This is a genomic window from Neobacillus sp. NPDC058068, assembly GCF_042885335.1.
Lineage (GTDB): Bacteria > Bacillota > Bacilli > Bacillales > Cytobacillaceae > Neobacillus.
Genome location: NZ_JBHVSI010000003.1, coordinates 25,482 through 42,625, shown reverse-complemented (window position 1 = coordinate 42,625; position 17,144 = coordinate 25,482). Strand labels below are relative to the sequence as shown.

At 39.1% G+C, this 17,144-nt stretch carries 11 protein-coding genes; all 11 read right to left on the bottom strand.

All coding sequences use genetic code 11. The features are described 5' to 3' along the window. Nucleotides 1-2: 2 nt before the first annotated feature. Nucleotides 3-4,631: an Ig-like domain-containing protein gene (locus tag ACFVSW_RS04610; protein ID WP_387312798.1), complete on the bottom strand. Its 4,629-nt coding sequence runs from the start codon at nt 4,629-4,631 to the stop codon at nt 3-5. A 201-nt stretch (nt 4,632-4,832) separates the two neighbouring features. Continuing rightward, the gene (locus ACFVSW_RS04605) at nt 4,833-5,651 is read right to left on the bottom strand and encodes a carbohydrate ABC transporter permease (protein ID WP_387312796.1); all 819 of its coding nucleotides are present in this window, start codon (nt 5,649-5,651) and stop codon (nt 4,833-4,835) included. Nucleotides 5,652-5,699: 48 nt separating this feature from the next. After that, nucleotides 5,700-6,575: a carbohydrate ABC transporter permease gene (locus tag ACFVSW_RS04600; protein WP_387312793.1), complete on the bottom strand. Its 876-nt coding sequence runs from the start codon at nt 6,573-6,575 to the stop codon at nt 5,700-5,702. 63 nt (nt 6,576-6,638) lie between these two features. Continuing rightward, on the bottom strand, nt 6,639-7,676 hold the full coding sequence (locus tag ACFVSW_RS04595; RefSeq protein WP_387312790.1) for a LacI family DNA-binding transcriptional regulator: 1,038 nt from the start codon (nt 7,674-7,676) through the stop codon (nt 6,639-6,641). Between the two features lie 286 nt (nt 7,677-7,962). Further along, nucleotides 7,963-9,447, bottom strand: coding sequence for an L-arabinose isomerase (araA, locus tag ACFVSW_RS04590; protein ID WP_387312787.1), 1,485 nt, complete (start codon nt 9,445-9,447; stop codon nt 7,963-7,965). Between the two features lie 77 nt (nt 9,448-9,524). Then, nucleotides 9,525-10,220 (bottom strand): L-ribulose-5-phosphate 4-epimerase, encoded by a 696-nt coding sequence (araD, locus tag ACFVSW_RS04585; protein WP_387312784.1) that lies wholly within the window; start codon nt 10,218-10,220, stop codon nt 9,525-9,527. After that, nucleotides 10,214-11,908: a ribulokinase gene (gene araB / locus ACFVSW_RS04580; protein WP_387312782.1), complete on the bottom strand. Its 1,695-nt coding sequence runs from the start codon at nt 11,906-11,908 to the stop codon at nt 10,214-10,216. Before araB ends, araD begins: the two co-directional genes overlap by 7 nt. Before the next feature lie 29 nt (nt 11,909-11,937). Beyond that, nucleotides 11,938-12,921 carry an aldo/keto reductase gene (locus ACFVSW_RS04575; RefSeq protein ID WP_387312780.1) on the bottom strand — a complete coding sequence of 328 codons (984 nt, stop codon included), beginning with the start codon at nt 12,919-12,921 and terminating at the stop codon, nt 11,938-11,940. A 67-nt stretch (nt 12,922-12,988) separates the two neighbouring features. Next, nucleotides 12,989-14,104 (bottom strand): multiple monosaccharide ABC transporter permease, encoded by a 1,116-nt coding sequence (gene mmsB, locus ACFVSW_RS04570; protein WP_387313419.1) that lies wholly within the window; start codon nt 14,102-14,104, stop codon nt 12,989-12,991. Between the two features lie 80 nt (nt 14,105-14,184). Next, on the bottom strand, nt 14,185-15,723 hold the full coding sequence (gene mmsA / locus ACFVSW_RS04565; protein ID WP_387312778.1) for a multiple monosaccharide ABC transporter ATP-binding protein: 1,539 nt from the start codon (nt 15,721-15,723) through the stop codon (nt 14,185-14,187). An 85-nt stretch (nt 15,724-15,808) separates the two neighbouring features. Next, nucleotides 15,809-16,882, bottom strand: coding sequence for a multiple monosaccharide ABC transporter substrate-binding protein (gene chvE / locus ACFVSW_RS04560; protein ID WP_387312775.1), 1,074 nt, complete (start codon nt 16,880-16,882; stop codon nt 15,809-15,811). Nucleotides 16,883-17,144: the final 262 nt, after the last annotated feature.

The window sequence follows — 17,144 nt, the reverse complement described above, 5'->3', positions numbered from 1 at the left end:
AATTATTCAATAAGTAATTTGCGGGCCCACCAGATCAATACCTTGCCTTGCTCATTCGATAATTTCTTTCCAATATAAGTTGATACTTCATCAATATAAGATTGAGTTAACTCATTCGCATCATTAATGTTGCCTTTGCTGCTTGCTTTTTTTGCATTCTCCAGCTTTTTCACCAAAGAATTACTGATCCCTTGTGATCCAGGAGCACCATATTCCAAAACAAACGTATTGGTTAATGCCGCCAGATTATCATAGTTGATTGGGATATTTACCAAGCCGTCAACTGCTGATTTAAGCGGTGCAACAGCTTCGTTCAACTGGGTGTCTGTTTCGATTGAGCCAACTTGTTCTGCAGCCTTAATCGCATCCTGCAAGGCTGTGTACGATTTTTTCGTGTAAATTAAATACTCATTTGAAATCGCCTTCGCTCTTTCAATCAATTGATAAAAATAATCTTTCGTTGGTTTTACAGTTACATTCGCTACTGCCTTGATATCCGTCCCTTGAACCGTACCATAAACTGTAAATTCACCTGCATCTGAATACTTGGATGGGTCGATTGAATCCCATGTTACCTTTGTATTCATATTGTCCATCGAACCGTCGTTGTACTGTACCTCAACCACTGAAGGCAATACCGGTTTAACCCCTACCATAGTCGAAACATTTTCTTCTGTAATGGTATTGATCGTTACATTAGCCTCACTTCTAACATAAACCGTTGCCGGAATTACCTGCCACGAATTTGCCAACGTGCCCAAAACTTGTATTTGTGCATCACCTGCATTCAACTGTTCATCACTGATTGAATCCCACGTGATATTTACATTCTGGGTAATTCCATCAAATACCTTTTGCGCGGTTTTCGGTAAGTTTGGCTGCTCACCCTTTTGGACACGAACTTTAACATTATCAGGATTAATTTGTAGAACCGGAGGCTCCGAAACTTTCCATTCCAATATACCCGTCCATTGGGCGCCTCTTGTAATCGTCATTCGCAGCGCTTTCGTTTTAACCGGTTTGAATGTGGTTTTGTTATACTTATTTGGCTCCACAACCAGACCTGAAATCAATTCGATATCTTTCCAGGTTTTGCCGTCAGCATCTAGGTATTGAAGCGTATAGGCCTTAGGCATTAGAATTCCGCCGTTATCTGTCCACCAATAAACATCCGACTCATTGATGACAACCTCATTATTCCAAGTATATTGGACCCACTCAGTCGGAGAATTATGGTTCCAGTTTCCATAAGCGCCACCCGTTTTATCGGTGGAACTTTTTGGGTCAATGCCATTATTTATGGCGTTCAGATCCTCCCAAGAGGAAACGTACGATGTCGATGGCTTAGCGCTTAACGCCAGGTTCACTTTTTCCATCTTTACATCTATTTTTATATCGGCCGATGTAGATAATTCGCCATCATTCGCCGTTAACGTTACGACATATGTGCCTTCTTCTGTGAAGCTAGCGACTGTGCTTATCGATTTAGGATCTGAAAATACGACCGATCCAGGTCCTGATTTTTTGCTCCAGGTTAAATCAGGGAAATCCAGTGGTTGACCATCGTCAGATACAGACGCTACCAACCGTTTCTTCATCACTTGGTTGTAACTGTCATCCAAAAGAATCTCAACCTCTGGCGCTTTGTTCGGTTCAATTGGTACCTTGATTCCTGTTTCAAATGCTTGAATTTCTTTAAGTCCTACCGCAAATCCTGGATAAGGAGTCATAAGCACTCTTATCTTCTGTGCAGTGATGGTGTTAAACTTAACCTCATTAAAGTTAGCCTGAAGTGTCGATTTCTTTTGATAAGGGACATTTTTCCATTCAGTGCCCTCTAAATACTGAATCGTATAATACTGTGGTTCTCTATAGTTATTTCTAGATTTATCACTGTAGAAATATAGTTTTACATTATCAAAAGCAGTTGCTTTGCCAAAGTCCACCTCATACCAATCCTGCTTATTCGGAGAGCCTTTCGTACCCCAAATCGGATTTGGAGCTGCATAATGGGTTCCTCTGGTCGTCGGAAGACCGCTGACGGTAAATCCATCAACCGCATTTTCTACTTTCGTCACATCTTCAGGTTTTGAACCAACGGATGTATAAGAAGCAGATGCTTTTTTACCTTTGGCAAGATTTTCTGCTTTCCCGGTATTACTAGAAATGTCGACGCCCGCTTTTTGGAACATATCTACTGCTCTTACATTATCTGAAAGCGAAACGTCAGTGACTTTCTTCATCTGTTTGACTTTATTATACGTAACGGCAGCTTTACTGCTGTCGTCTTGGATGGTAACTGTTCCCGATTTGGAATCATACGTAAGATGAACAAGGTCATTAACAGTAAAAGCCAGCTCGCCGTCAAGATACACAGAATAGCCTTCTGGCGCGTTTTCATAATGCTTCTTTCCATCAGGTTTATCCCATACAATCGTCAAATCGCTGCCATGGTAACTTAAGTTGTTTACTGTAAAGTAGTCATATCCCATATCAATCGGCCACAGTTCCAACGTTTCATCCGTACGCGGCTGCATCCCTGCAATATCCTCAATCAGTGAGAAGTTGTACGCCCCAAGGATGTTATGATGGATCCACGACCTGTAGTTAAGCGTTTTCGTTTTGTCATCAAAGCTATTCCAGAATTCATTATTATCCGGGTAGCGATTGTCTCCATTCACATACTGAGTCCATGTTAGCCATTCAATCAGCTTTCTGTACATATCCGGAGTAATATACTCAGATGGATACTTTCTGATTGCCGTTGCAAACAATCTTGCCTGAAGTGTGGAGTTAATATTTGAAAAATTGTTACTGCCGCCGCGCCCAGCTGCCACAGCTAGTTTCTTATCAGCCTGGTTAGCCGTAAAGAATGGCATGATTGGAAATTGATTCTTATCAGCATAGAAGCGTAAAGCCTTCTTATAATTATCTGTGTTCGGCACTACCTCTTGTGTGAACGGCGAGAAGTTTTGCTGGTCTTTCCAAGGCACTAACTCCCCGGACTGAATATCCTTTTGCTTGAAAACCTTGCCATTCTCCCCTTCAGAGTCATCCCACAATGTTGTTAGGATTGCCTTTTTAATATTTTCCGCGAGATCTGACATTTCCTTTGCTTTCTGGTCATTTCCGATGATTTTATAGGCTTCTGCTGCAGCTAATGCACTGGAATAATTGAATGCACTTTGATCGGTCCGTTCCTGGTCCCTGTTTCTCCAGTTTAGAGCAACTGCGTCGGCATCATTACCCGTTAAAGAGCCCCAGTCATATTGGACAAGATAATTCTTATTTGTATCAAATTTGTCCAATTGACCCTTTACATCCCCTTCCGCATAACGGGCAAGGTTATTCAGAATCTTTGTATCTCCACCGTGAACTTTATAAGCTTCCCAAGCTTCATCGGCAATCCATTGCTCATAAGTATTATTCCAGTGTGCAGGATCTCCCGGGTTATCTTGGAATGCGGAGTATTTCGAACTTTCCCCCGAGGATACCCAGTTCCCATAAGAATAAATCGGATTTCTAAAATATTTTAAATCCTGCATATGCATAGGCTGTGTTAATTGAATGGCATTGTTATATCCCAGGACACCTTCCAAGGAGACCGGGAACTGAAAGTCGTTGCCAGGAATGTTTGCATCCAAATAGTTAAATCGGTTTAAAAATGTTCGATAATAGGACATCTTTTTAATATTTTGATCAGGGATATCGATATACGGCACATTTTCAGACCACCATTTATTGTACTCATCAAGTTGAGTCTGGAAGGCTGTTTTTGCGTCGTAAGCTGCAAATCTCTCATAATCAGTAGTTGACTCCGGTATTTCCTTTGTGGTAACCCCCATTTGCACTTTTACAGTTGTTGACTTTCCTGGATCTAACGTAATGGATTTTGTTAATTTTGTACCGTCAACCGTCATACCGTCCCCACTTAATCGAGGATACATCGTAGTTAAGTCATATCTTGCTTTTTGGCTTCCTGTTAATTCAGTTCCATTCTTGGATGGAGTACTTGCAATTGGAGATGAAACATTTAGCGTTTTCGTAACACTTTTATCCCCAGTATTGGTGATTTCCAAAACGGTAACAGCTACATTATTAAACGTGATAAATTTTTTCTGTTTAACACTTATGCCCGCAGCTTGATGTGCGCTTGACCAGTAACTTGGATATTGCTTCCTTTCCGTTGTCACTTCGGATAACGTAGAATCAGACAGTGTAACCGTATACAAATTTTGAGCGCTTCCAGTCGGCATTTCCCTATATGCATAACCGCCGCCAAAGCCAAGGGCACTTGGCGTGTGGGTATACATATAAAGAGCCCTGCCCCGTGTAAATAAATCATTTCCGCCAGCTGACCCCGGCCTTTCAAGAATTCGATCGATCCAGTATGATTCTCCGCCTGCCGCCTTATCTGATTTGTAAATTTCCCCTAACATGTTTTTGGAGGGATCATAGGCAACAGGTTCTGTAGGAACTGGCTGTGCAGCCCCGCTATAATTGGGAGTCCCCGGATCCACTGCAGCAGGGATGCCCGGAACATACGCTCCAAAGGCGGGTAACGTAAAACTTGAACATAAAACAACACCAATAACTGCGGATGATAGAATTTTCGACTTAAGTTTTTTCAATACTTTTCTCCTTTCAAGTCATTATTTATTACTTTTAAATTGATTAAAAATTGTCATGAAGGTCTAGGAGCATTTTTGAAAACCACAATAAAATATTTATCAGGTGTTTCTATGAGGTAGATTGCTAGAATGAGGCGCCACTAACTTTTTGAATCAGGGACTATTTCAATTCATTTCACCTCCTTTAAGCAATGCATAACATTATTCTTTGATTGCCCCGGCAGTTAAACCGCTAATGATGTATTTTTGTAATGCTACAGATATTAAAACAATTGGTATTGTTGCAGTTATGGCTGCTGCAGTCATTTGCCCCCAATTCAAAGAATGAATCCCTTGAAATTGTGATATAGCTACAGGGACAGTCCTGGCACTATCTGACGAAGTAAAAATTAAAGCGAATAAAAACTCATTCCATGACAAAGTAAATGTTATGATCCCTACCGTCAATATTCCGGGTAATGATAGTGGTAATATAATTAGAGTAATAACTTTAAAAATCCCACACCCATCAATAATGGCAACTTCTTCAATAGCTCTAGGAATTGTTCTGAAAAATCCTGTTAAAATCCAAACCACTAAAGGCGTAAAATATGCCACATAGGGTAATATAAGTGCAAAGTAGGTATCAATCGCACCGATCTCTTTTAAAAAGCTAAATAATGGACTGATGATAAAAATACCTGGAAAAATAGTAATAAATAAAACTAGCATAAACAATGTATTTTGAAATCTGAATTTTAAACGCGCAAATGCGTAGGCAGCAGGGACTCCAATAATAATACATATCAAGGCAGTAGCGCCTGAAACGACGATACTATTCAAAATATTCGTCAGGAAACCGCTTTCAGAAATAACTTGAACATAATTATCAAAATAGAGTCCCTTTGGAAGAATTTTCACATTATATATTTCATTCTGTTGTTTTAAAGATGTTATAAGTGTCCAGAGATAAGGCGAAACATTGATCACCAAAATAACAATTAAACCAATCCAGAACACCGGACCGAGTCTTTTCTTCATTAACGTTCCTCCTATGTACCAGAATAGTTATGCATTCACTTTTAATCATTAGTGATTAACTTGTTTATTCATGTTTCGGGCATAGAAGAGAACCAATACCCCAATTACAGTTACACCTATTACTGCCATAGCGCCACCTAAACCAAAGTCAAGGTTTTTAAAGAATATCTTATAATTGTATAATGTGAAAATTTCTGTAGCTTCTCCTGGTCCACCGCCAGTCATGATATAAATAATATCAATAACATTTATTGTTTGTAGTGTTGTGAAAATAAGCCCCATCAGAATAAAGGGTTTTATTAATGGTAGTGTTATATAGAAGTATTTTTTGATTGGGCTGGCTCCATCCATTTCAGCACTCTCATATAAATCCCGGGAAACGGTCTGCAATCCGGAAATAATAATTAATGTTAACAAAGGAGTGGTTTTCCAAATATTCGTTAATATTACACTTCCTATGGCATATTTTGATGAGACAAGCCAAGGAATATTTTGATCAATAATCCCAAGTGATTTTAACAAGTAATTGATGATCCCATAGTCCGTTTCAAACATAAATTTCCATGCCTGTGCGGCAACGACTGGCGCAACCGCCCAAGGCAAAAGAATCGTTGAACGAAAAATCGATCTTCCTTTAAAAGCTTGATTTGCAATTTGAGCAGTTATCAGTGCCAGAATTAACATGCCCAAAACACTTCCAGCAATGTAAATCAGGCTTGTGCCTAATGATGATAAAAACCTGCTGTCATGAAATATAGCGATGTAATTGTCAAACCCAATAAATGTTGCTTGTTCTGCAAGGTTAGTTAACCGATAGGATTGAAAGCTATACAAAATAGTCGTAACCAAAGGAATAAAAACCACAACTATGATCATAGTAAAAACCGGAATTAATAATAAGTAAGGTAAAGATTTATTTTTCAATAGAAATACCCCTTTCAACTAATAGGGACACCGCCCAAGTGTTTACCGCATTTCCCCTAAATCTCATTGAAGAGATTTAACCGACTCTCGCTCAATGAGCTGACAATCTAATAAGTATTTTTTTTGCGAGACAGTTCGGCTATTTCTAATCTGGTCCAGAATATCCATCGCTTTTCGCCCGATTTCCTCCAGGGGTAAGGACATTGTCGTTAATCTAGGTGAAATATAATCACTTAATTCCCTGTTATCAAATCCCACAACTGAAATATCTGTTGGCACCTGAAAACCTAAATCTTTTATTGCTTGAATTGACCCGGCAGCCATTAAATCATTCATGGCAATAATTGCGGTAGGTACTTCCTTCTGATTTAACAAATCTTTTGTCATACTATATCCGGATTCATATTTCCAATCCCCTGTTTTTATAAATTGCGGAATAAACATCAAGTGATGCTCGTTTAATGCCCTTTGATATCCTTGAAAGCGTGCATAGGATGAAGCTGAATTAATGGGACCACTTATTAATCCAATTAGACTATGTCCGTGGGATATCAGATGTTTAGTTATTCGGTAGGAAGCACCTTCATCATTGTAATTAACGGTATAATCATCTTCATTTCTGGTATAACTGTAGGTATAAACGATTGGTTTCCTTGAATCGGGTAATACATCTGTTAAATCCCTCGGATGTATTCCGATATAAATAATTCCTTCAACTTGACTTGACACTAATTGATTAAACAGCGGGACAGCAAACTCATTACATTTATTTATTTCCGGAAACAGATTCCCATTTTTTTTAAATAGCCCCATATTCGTTAACAAAATGGATAGCCCTTTTTCCTCCGCTGCCGCATGAATCCCATTTATTATCTCTGGAGTATTGAAAACAGAAATATCCTCGGCTATCACACCAATTACATCCGTCTTATTTAATTTTAGACTTTTGGCGATCTCATTTGGTTTGTAATTATAATCCTCAATTAGTTTTATTATCTTTTTTCTCGTTTCCTCTCCAACACGCCCTCTATTATTGATAACATTTGATACTGTAGCAATTGAAACATTAGCTTTTTCCGCTATATCTCTTATATTTATCATTTTTATCACCTTTACTTATTGATATAACGATTGACCTTCTGGTGAAACGATTAATCTTTTGGTGAAACGATTAATCAAGTTGGGCTAAAATCACCATTTATGTAAATATTATAATTTATCTAAAGACAATTAACAACCATCAATTTTATTACTCTTTCGAATATTTAGTCTTCTATATAGGTTATTTAACACAGGGATTAAATATTACCTACGATTTCCTTAAGATTTTAAATACAGGGCTTCTTAGTAGCCCTGTATTTAAGAATTGACTTTTTTTCAAAAAACGTTAGCGATACACTACTTCATTCCAGCGCAGCTCGTTAGCAAAGTCATGTGAATTAGTATCATTATTAATTAATACCATTTCAATACCAGTTAATTCTGCGAAATCTCTTAGTTGTTCTGCAGTAACCTTATAGGAGAAGCATGTGTGGTGCGCACCCCCAGCTATAATCCAGTTTTCAACAGCCTGGCTTAAAGACGGCTGCGTCTTCCACAATACTCTTGCAACAGGAAGTTTAGGCATATCTCTTTCTGGCTGTATAGCATCCACTTCATTTATAAGCAGACGAAACCGATGTCCTAGATCAATAATTGCCGCATTTAATGCAGCGCCGCCTCTTCCATCAAATACAATTCGTGCAGGGTCCTCCTTATTGCCAATGCCTAGTGGATGAACCTCGATTGTCGGACGGGTAGCTGAAATAGTCGGACAAATCTCTAGCATATGGGCACCAAGAACCATTTCGTTGCCTGGTTCAAAATGATACGTATAGTCCTCCATGAAAGAGGTCCCTTCATTGCCAGCAATAATTTTCATTAATCTTACAAGAGCAGCTGTTTTCCAGTCCCCTTCCCCAGCAAAACCATAGCCTTGTTCCATTAAACGCTGAACAGCTAGACCAGGAAGCTGGCGCATTCCATGTAAATCCTCAAATGTAGTTGTGAATGCACTATAGTTTCCTTCTGTTAAAAATAATTTCATGCCTAGCTCAATTCTTGCTTGATAACGGATTGAGTCTCTAACTGGACCTTCCGTAAGTCCCTCAGGTACGAGGTCATACAGCTCCTCATATTCAGCAATAAGCTGATCCACTTCTTTATCGGAGACTTGGTTCATTTTTTGAACTAGGTCACCAACGCCATATCCATTGACTGTCCAGCCAAATTTAATTTGCGCTTCTATTTTATCGCCTTCGGTTACGGCAACCTGGCGCATATTATCACCAAATCTAGCAACCTTTAAATTCTTGCTTTCCGAAAAAGCAGCCGCTGTTCTCATCCAGCTGCCAACACGTTCTCTAACTTCTTTGTTCTCCCAATGACCAACGACCACTTTACGTTTCACATGCATGCGGCTGCCGATGAAACCATGCTCACGGTCCCCATGGGCAGATTGATTTAAATTCATAAAATCCATATCGATAGAATCCCATGGAATATCGCGGTTAAATTGGGTAGCTAAATGAAGTAACGGCTTTTGCAGTGCAGATAATCCTCCAATCCACATCTTTGATGGAGAAAATGTGTGCATCCATGTAACAATACCGGCACACTTTTCATCTGCGTTTGCTTCTAGGATCAATTTGCGGATGGCATTGGAATCCTTTACGACTGATTTAAATACCAACTTATAGGGTAAAGTTGAGTCATCATCCAATCCATCAACGATTGCTCTTGAATTTTCTTCTACTTTCCTCAGAACATCTTCACCATAAAGTAACTGGCTTCCCGTTACAAACCAAAATTCATATGCTTTTGTAGTTAACAAGATAAAACCTCCTAAGGGGACAGGCTCAACTGTCCCACAAATTCAATTTGTTCGTACAAGTTCAAATAAAAATCATTCTACTTTTGTCCGTAATAGGCGTTAACACCATGCTTGCGCAGATAATGCTTATCTAATAGGAATTGATCAATCGGATTAATGGCTGGGTTGAGCTGAAGAGAATGTAATGCCATTTTGGCTACTTCCTCTAGAACTACTGCATTATGAACTGCTTGGTCTGCATTTTTCCCCCAGCAGAATGGAGCATGATTTGACACAAGAACCGCGGGCATTGCTATTGGGTCAATACCACCGGTTTCAAATGTTTCAATGATAACATTACCCGTTTCTACCTCATACGCGCGATTAATTTCATCTTTCGTCAACCCGCGTGTACAAGGAATTTCTCCATAATAATAATCAGCATGAGTAGTACCTAAAGCAGGTATTGAGCACCCTGCTTGTGCCCAGCTTGTAGCCCATGGTGAGTGTGTATGGACAATGCCGCCAATGTGACTAAAAGCACGATATAGGGCAAGATGTGTTGGAGTATCAGAAGAGGGCCTTAATGTTCCTTCGACAACCACGCCATCCAAATCCACTACCACAAGGTCCTCGGCTTTTAGCTCTTCGTACGGAACACCACTTGGTTTTATAACCACTAGGCCTTGCTCACGGTCAATCCCGCTCACATTCCCCCAGGTAAAAGTAACCAATCCGTGCTTTGGAAGTTGCAAGTTAGCTTCAAAAACCTCATGTTTTAGTTGTTCTAACATACGGTCTCCCCCTTATTTTCTAAAGTGCTTTCCTTCTTAATTCGCTTCAAGGTTTTCATTACATTATTTTCACCGCGGCCAAAATAATCATAGAGACGGACGTACTCGTAGAATAACTGATTATAAACATCTACATTATTTTTAATAGGTTGATAGATATCATCTTTTACTTTTCCCATATCCTTTGCTGCGTCAGCGATATGATCATAACCACCACGTTCTTTTCCTGCTGCAACGGCACCGAACATTGCAGACCCAAGAGCAGGTGTTTGAGAAGATGCTGATATCTTAATCTCCATATTTAGCACATCACAGTAAATTTGCATCATCAGTGCATTTTTTTCGGCAATTCCACCACACGCATATACCTCATGAATCGGTACACCATGGTTGCGGAATGTTTCCACAATCATCCTTGTTCCATAGGCCGTAGCTTCAATTAATGCTCGGTAAATCTCTTCTGGCTTTGTTAACAATGTGGCACCTAAAAGTACTCCTGTCAGATCAGCATCTACGAGAGTAGAGCGATTACCATTCCACCAGTCCAGCGCAATGAGACCGCTTTCACCAACTTGTAGATTACTTGCCTTTTCAGTTAATAACTGATGAATTCCTACATTTCTCTCATTTGCTTCCTCAAAATACCTTGCCGGAACACAATTTTCAGTAAACCATTCAAAATGGTCACCTACACATGATTGGCCCGCTTCATAACCCATGTACCCTGGGATTACACCATCTTCAACCACGCCGCACATTCCTGGAACTACTTTTTCTTCGTCCCCAAGTAAAATATGACAAGTCGAAGTTCCCATGATCATTAAAATCTTGCCCGGCTCAGTAATTCCAACTGCAGGGATGGATACATGAGCATCAACATTCGCAACGGCTATCGCGGTGCCTGGATTTAATCCTGTTAACTTCGCCGCTTTCTCGGTAATTTCCCCAGCCTTAGAACCAATCGGAACAATTTTATTTGATAACTTATCTTCAACCACATTTTCCAATCGTGGATCAAGTGCCTTGAAGAAATCACTGGATGGGTAGCCATCTTTTTTATGCCAGATTGCCTTATAACCAGCTGTACAGCTGTTCCGCTTGATTTCTCCCGTCAACTGAGAAATGACCCAATCCGTTGCCTCTACTATCTGATCGGCAGCTTGATAAATTTCTGGAGCTTCATTTAATATTTGCCATACTTTTGGAATTAACCATTCGGAGGAAATTTTCCCGCCATAACGCTGTAAAAATGTTTCCCCACGTTTTGCAGCAATTTCATTTAAGCGATTTGCTTCATCCTGTGCGGCATGATGCTTCCAAAGCTTTACATAGCTATGGGGATTGTTCATGTATTCTTCCTTCAAACATAATGGTGTTCCATGCTCATCAATTGGCAGAACCGTACAAGCGGTAAAGTCAATCCCTACACCAATTACATCTTTAGGTGAAACTTGCGCTTTCTTCAAAACTTCTGGAATCGTAATCTGTAACACTTCAAGATAATCGGACGGATGCTGCAAGGCCCAGTCATCTTCTAGCTGTGTTGTTCCATCGGGCAGAAACTCATCCATGACCCCATGTGTATATTCTTTTACCGCTGTCGCCACTTCTTTGCCGGTCCCAACTTCTACAAGGACTGCTCTACCTGATTGCGTTCCATAATCTACACCAATTGAATAATTTGCCATAGATCTCACCCTTCCTTTTCTAACGAAGTTTAATACGGACCTCTTATATAATTCTCTACTTCCTCTAAATAAAAATTCTGTAGTTTCGTGAGTTCATCTTCTGTAAAAGAAGGCACCTTGAGGACACCCAGATTATCTTCTACTTGTTTAACATTTTTAAAGCCAGGAATGACACATGAGACGGAATTGAATTCAAGAATCCATTTTAAGGCAGCACGTGTCATACTTCCCCTTCCAGCTCCAATCCACTTAAGTTTCTCGGCTAATTCAATCCCCTTCTTAAATTCAAGGCCCGCAAAGGTTTCGCCTACATTAAATTGCTGGCCATCACGATTAAAGTGGCGATGATCCTCTTTTTCAAAACGGGTATCCTTCGAAAATTTTCCCGTTAATAAACCACTTGCCAATGGTACCCGAGCTAAAATCCCCACACCTTTTTCTTTTGCTGCCGGGAACAATTCGTTCAACGGCTTTTGGCGAAAAAGATTGAAAATTACCTGAAGCGCTCTAACATTCGGATTTTTTATTGCTTCAAGCCCTTCTTCTACCGTTTCAACGCTCACTCCGTAATAGCGTATTTTTCCTTCCTGCTGCAGCTTATCAAGTACTTCAAATACATGACCAGCTTTTATAATTTCGAATGGCGGACAGTGAATTTGATATAAATCAATTCTCTCTCTTTCCAATCTTTTTAAGCTGTTTTCACAATACTCCCTAATAGATTTCTCTGAATAGGTTTGTTCATCATAAATATTGCCGGCACGACAAAATTTGGTTGCCACATGAATAACATCTTCCATACCTTTTGTTGCCTTTGCGATGAGCTGCTCGCTATGTCCGCCCCCGTATACATCCGCTGTATCTAAAAAATTCACACCGGCATCAAGTGCATGGTGTAATGCCCGAAGTGCCTCCTTGTCATCCGTTTTTCCCCAATCACCGCCAATCGCCCATGTTCCAAAACCAACCTCACTAACCTTTACATCCGTATTGCCCAAATTCCTGTATTTCACGAATGTCCCTCCTTTTTTTAAAAAGCAATGCAGCCACCTTTGGACTTCCCCTAATGCAGACAACGTGCTATGATGCTTTATTTTTGTTATATATATCAAATGCAACGGCCAACAATAATACCAAGCCTTTGATTGCCTGCTGCCAGTCAATACCGAGACCAAGGATAGACATGCCGTTGTTCATAACACCCATAACAAGACCACCAACAATTGCCCCGCCAACAGTACCAATACCGCCATATGCAGATGCACCACCAATGAAGCAAGCTGCAATCGCATCAAGTTCGAATAGATTACCAGCTTTAGGTGTTGCCGCATTAAGACGCGCAGCAAAAATTAAACCAGATAGTGCTGCTAGAACCCCCATATTGACGAAAGCCAATAAAGTAACTTTTTTGGTTTTGATACCCGAAAGACTAGCTGCTTTATTATTACCGCCGATTGCATAAACATGCCTGCCGATAACAGTCTTTTTCATGACAAAGGAATAGATCACAACTAGGGCAAACAAGATCACTAAGATTGTTGGAATTCCTTCATATGTTGCCAGAACATACGTAAAGATATTGATTAGAGCTATCATAAAGATGAGTTTACCGACAAATAATCCAATTGAAGAAACTTCGAAATGATAGTTTAACTGTGTCTTCCGATGCCTTACCTCATTTATAATAAAAATAGCAGAAAAGATAATTCCAATTACAATCGTTAATAAATGTAGAGATCCGTTTCCAAAAATGTCTGGGATAAAGCCTGAACTAATATCCTGAAAAGATTTTGGGTAAGGCGCAACTGATTGTCCTTTTAAGACAAGCATCGTTAGACCCCTAAATAACAACATCCCTGCTAAAGTAACAATAAATGCCGGGATTTTAACATATGCGACCCAAAAACCTTGCCATGCCCCAATCAATCCGCCAATTGCTAAAGAAATCAGGACAGCAAGAAACACTGGCATTTGATGGTTAATGATGAGGATACCCGAAATAGCTCCGACGAACGCGGCAATCGAACCAACAGATAAGTCAATATGGCCTAAAATAATAATTATGACCATTCCGATTGCCAAAACTAGAATATAGCTGTTTTGCAAAATCAAGTTCGTAATGTTTAACGGCCGTAAAAGGATCCCTTCCGTTAATACTTGGAATAAAATTGCAATCAGAGCCAGCGCAGTGAACATCCCATATTGGCGCAAATTAGTTTGGATTAATTTACTAAATGGATTTTTTTTTGGCTGCTCATGAGTTTCAATTGGCGTATTCACTTTTTATCCCCCTTGCCCCTGGTCATAAATTTCATAATATTTTCTTGGGTAAATTCCGCCTTATTTACCTCTCCGGTTATTCGCCCTTCACTCATAACGTAAATTCTGTCACACATTCCTAGAAGTTCAGGTAGTTCAGAAGAGATGAGCAATATTCCCTTCCCATCATTTGCTAGTTGATTAATGATGGAATAAATTTCATACTTCGCCCCAACATCAATACCTCTGGTCGGCTCATCCAGCATTAAGATATCCGGTTCGGAGAATATCCACTTACTTAAAACGACCTTTTGCTGGTTGCCCCCACTCAAGTTTCCTGTTTTTTGCAGGATACTCGGGGTTTTAATGTTCATTTTTTCGCGGAATTTTTCCACTTCTATAACTTCTTGGTTTTCATTTACTACCGTATTCCGTGAAATCTTTTTTAAACTTGCTAATGAAATATTTCTCTTTATATCATCGATTAAAATTAATCCGTATTGTTTTCGATCCTCAGTAACATAGGCAATCCCATGATCAATTGCCGCAGATATGTTCTTAAGATGAATTTCTTTACCACTTTTATATAGATGACCGCTAATCTTCCTACCATAGGATTTTCCAAAAATACTCATTGCTAGTTCGGTTCGACCAGAACCCATTAATCCGGCAATCCCGACAACTTCTCCCTTTTTAATATTCAAGCTTATCTGATCGATCATTTTTCTTTCAGATTGTAACTCATGGTATACCTCCCAATCCTTTACTTCAAAAATAACCTCGCCTATATTCGGAACTCTTTCTGGATATCGATTCGTTAAATCCCGCCCAACCATTCCTTTAATAATCCGATTTTCTGAAATATTTCCTTTTTTTATATCAAGTGTTTCAATAGTTTTCCCATCCCGGATAATGGTAATGGAGTCTGCAACACTCGCAATCTCATTTAATTTATGAGAAATAATAATTGAGGTCATACCATGTTTTTTCAATTCTAATAACAGATTTAATAGATTTTCACTATCAGCTTCATTTAGCGCTGCAGTTGGTTCATCAAGGATTAAAAGCTTTACCTCTTTTGAAAATGCCTTAGCTATTTCTACTAACTGCTGTTTACCAACCCCAAGTGTGTTAATCAATGCATTAGGATTCTCCGATAAACCGACCTTTTTTAAAAGGGACAGCGTTTTCAATACCGTTTCATTCCAATTTATGACACCGTAATTTGCCTGTTCATTTCCTAAAAATATATTCTCCGCAATCGAAAGCTCTGGAATAAGTGCTAACTCTTGGTGAATGATGACAATACCAAGGTTTTCACTTTCTTTAATCGTTTTAAATTCGCAAACCTTTCCATTGAATAAGATGTCACCCTTATATGCTCCATATGGGTAAACACCACTTAATACTTTCATCAAGGTTGATTTTCCCGCACCATTTTCCCCACATAATGCGTGGATTTCGCCCTCTTTGACCATGAAATTAACGTCATCAAGCGCCTTAACACCAGGAAATTCTTTTGTAATTTGCCTCATTTCTAAAATAGTTGCTGACATCTTCTCACCACGCCTCACCATGTAATAAATGATTTAGCGATTGAATTTCCGCAACCACTAAATCATTTAATTTACTATTTTACTATTAGTTTAGTTCAGCATCTGAATAGTATCCGCTGTCAACCAATACAGATTTATAGTTCGTTTTATCAACAGAAACCGGCTCTAACAAATAGGATGGAACAACTTTATTACCATTATCATATGTTTTTGTATCGTTAACTTCAGCCTTCTCGCCTTTTAATACAGCTTCCGCCATATCAACCGCTCTTTTAGCTAATTCGCGAGTATCTTTAAAGACAGTTTGAGTTTGCTCACCAGCAATAATTGATTTAACAGATGCTAATTCCGCATCTTGACCTGTTACAATCGGAAGTAGTTTACCAGCCGATCCATATCCAACACCTTTTAATGAGGATAAGATACCAATACTAATTCCATCATACGGAGACAATACCGCGTCAACTCTTTCACTTGTATAATGAGCACTTAACAAGTTATCCATACGAGATTGTGCAGTAGCACCATCCCATCTTAAGGTTGCACCTTGTTCAAATTTTGTTTGTCCACTGCGTACTACTAATTTTCCAGATTTTATATACGGGTTAAGAATAGACATTGCCCCATCAAAGAAGAAGTACGCATTATTATCATCTGGAGAACCGCCAAATAATTCAATATTGAAAGGTCCTTTACCATCTTTTAAACCTAATTTTTCTTCAATATAAGATCCTTGTTGCACACCAACCTTGAAGTTATCAAAAGTTGCATAATAATCAACGTTTGGTGTTTTCTTAATTAAACGGTCATAAGCAATTACATTAATTTTTTGCTTATGTGCTTTTTCTAAAACATTTGTTAGCGCCTCACCATCAATGGAGGCAACAACTAAAATGTTAACGCCTTTAGTAATCATGTTCTCAAGCTGCGAAACTTGGTTTTCTACAACATCCTCAGCATACTGAAGGTCAACCTTGTAACCACGTTTTTCAAATTCCTTTTTCATATACTTTCCGTCATTGACCCAGCGCTCTGAAGACTTAGTAGGCATCGCAATCCCTACATATCCCTTGTCCCCTTTTCCTCCTGTACTACTAGAACAAGCGGCAAGTGAGAAAATCATAACAAAAAGTGAAATGACTGCTAGAATCTTCTTCATCCATTAACCCTTCCTTTCGTTATTTCATTTTTATATCTCAATACCTTTTCAGATATAGAGGTTGCAACGAAAAACTCTTAGAATAGTAGGAACCCCCTCTGAATACGTTTTCATTTTGAGAAAATATTAAATAAGCCATTCAAAAAAATGTACGTACAATGATGAATATTCTCTATTTTAATAATGATAATTATCCTCATTTTAACAATTCATGCGTACAACTATTATAAACCACACTTAGATTTTTAGGCAATATTCAAAA

What these genes read in the sequence shown, in the direction of transcription:
- ACFVSW_RS04605 (WP_387312796.1), bottom strand. Translation starts at nt 5,651, where the DNA reads ATGAAGAAAAGACTCGGTCCGGTGTTCTGGATTGGTTTAATTGTTATT.
- ACFVSW_RS04595 (WP_387312790.1), bottom strand. Translation starts at nt 7,676, where the DNA reads ATGATAAATATAAGAGATATAGCGGAAAAAGCTAATGTTTCAATTGCT.
- araD (WP_387312784.1), bottom strand. Translation starts at nt 10,220, where the DNA reads ATGTTAGAACAACTAAAACATGAGGTTTTTGAAGCTAACTTGCAACTT.
- araB (WP_387312782.1), bottom strand. Translation starts at nt 11,908, where the DNA reads ATGGCAAATTATTCAATTGGTGTAGATTATGGAACGCAATCAGGTAGA.
- mmsB (WP_387313419.1), bottom strand. Translation starts at nt 14,104, where the DNA reads ATGTTCACTGCGCTGGCTCTGATTGCAATTTTATTCCAAGTATTAACG.
- mmsA (WP_387312778.1), bottom strand. Translation starts at nt 15,723, where the DNA reads ATGTCAGCAACTATTTTAGAAATGAGGCAAATTACAAAAGAATTTCCT.
- chvE (WP_387312775.1), bottom strand. Translation starts at nt 16,882, where the DNA reads ATGAAGAAGATTCTAGCAGTCATTTCACTTTTTGTTATGATTTTCTCA.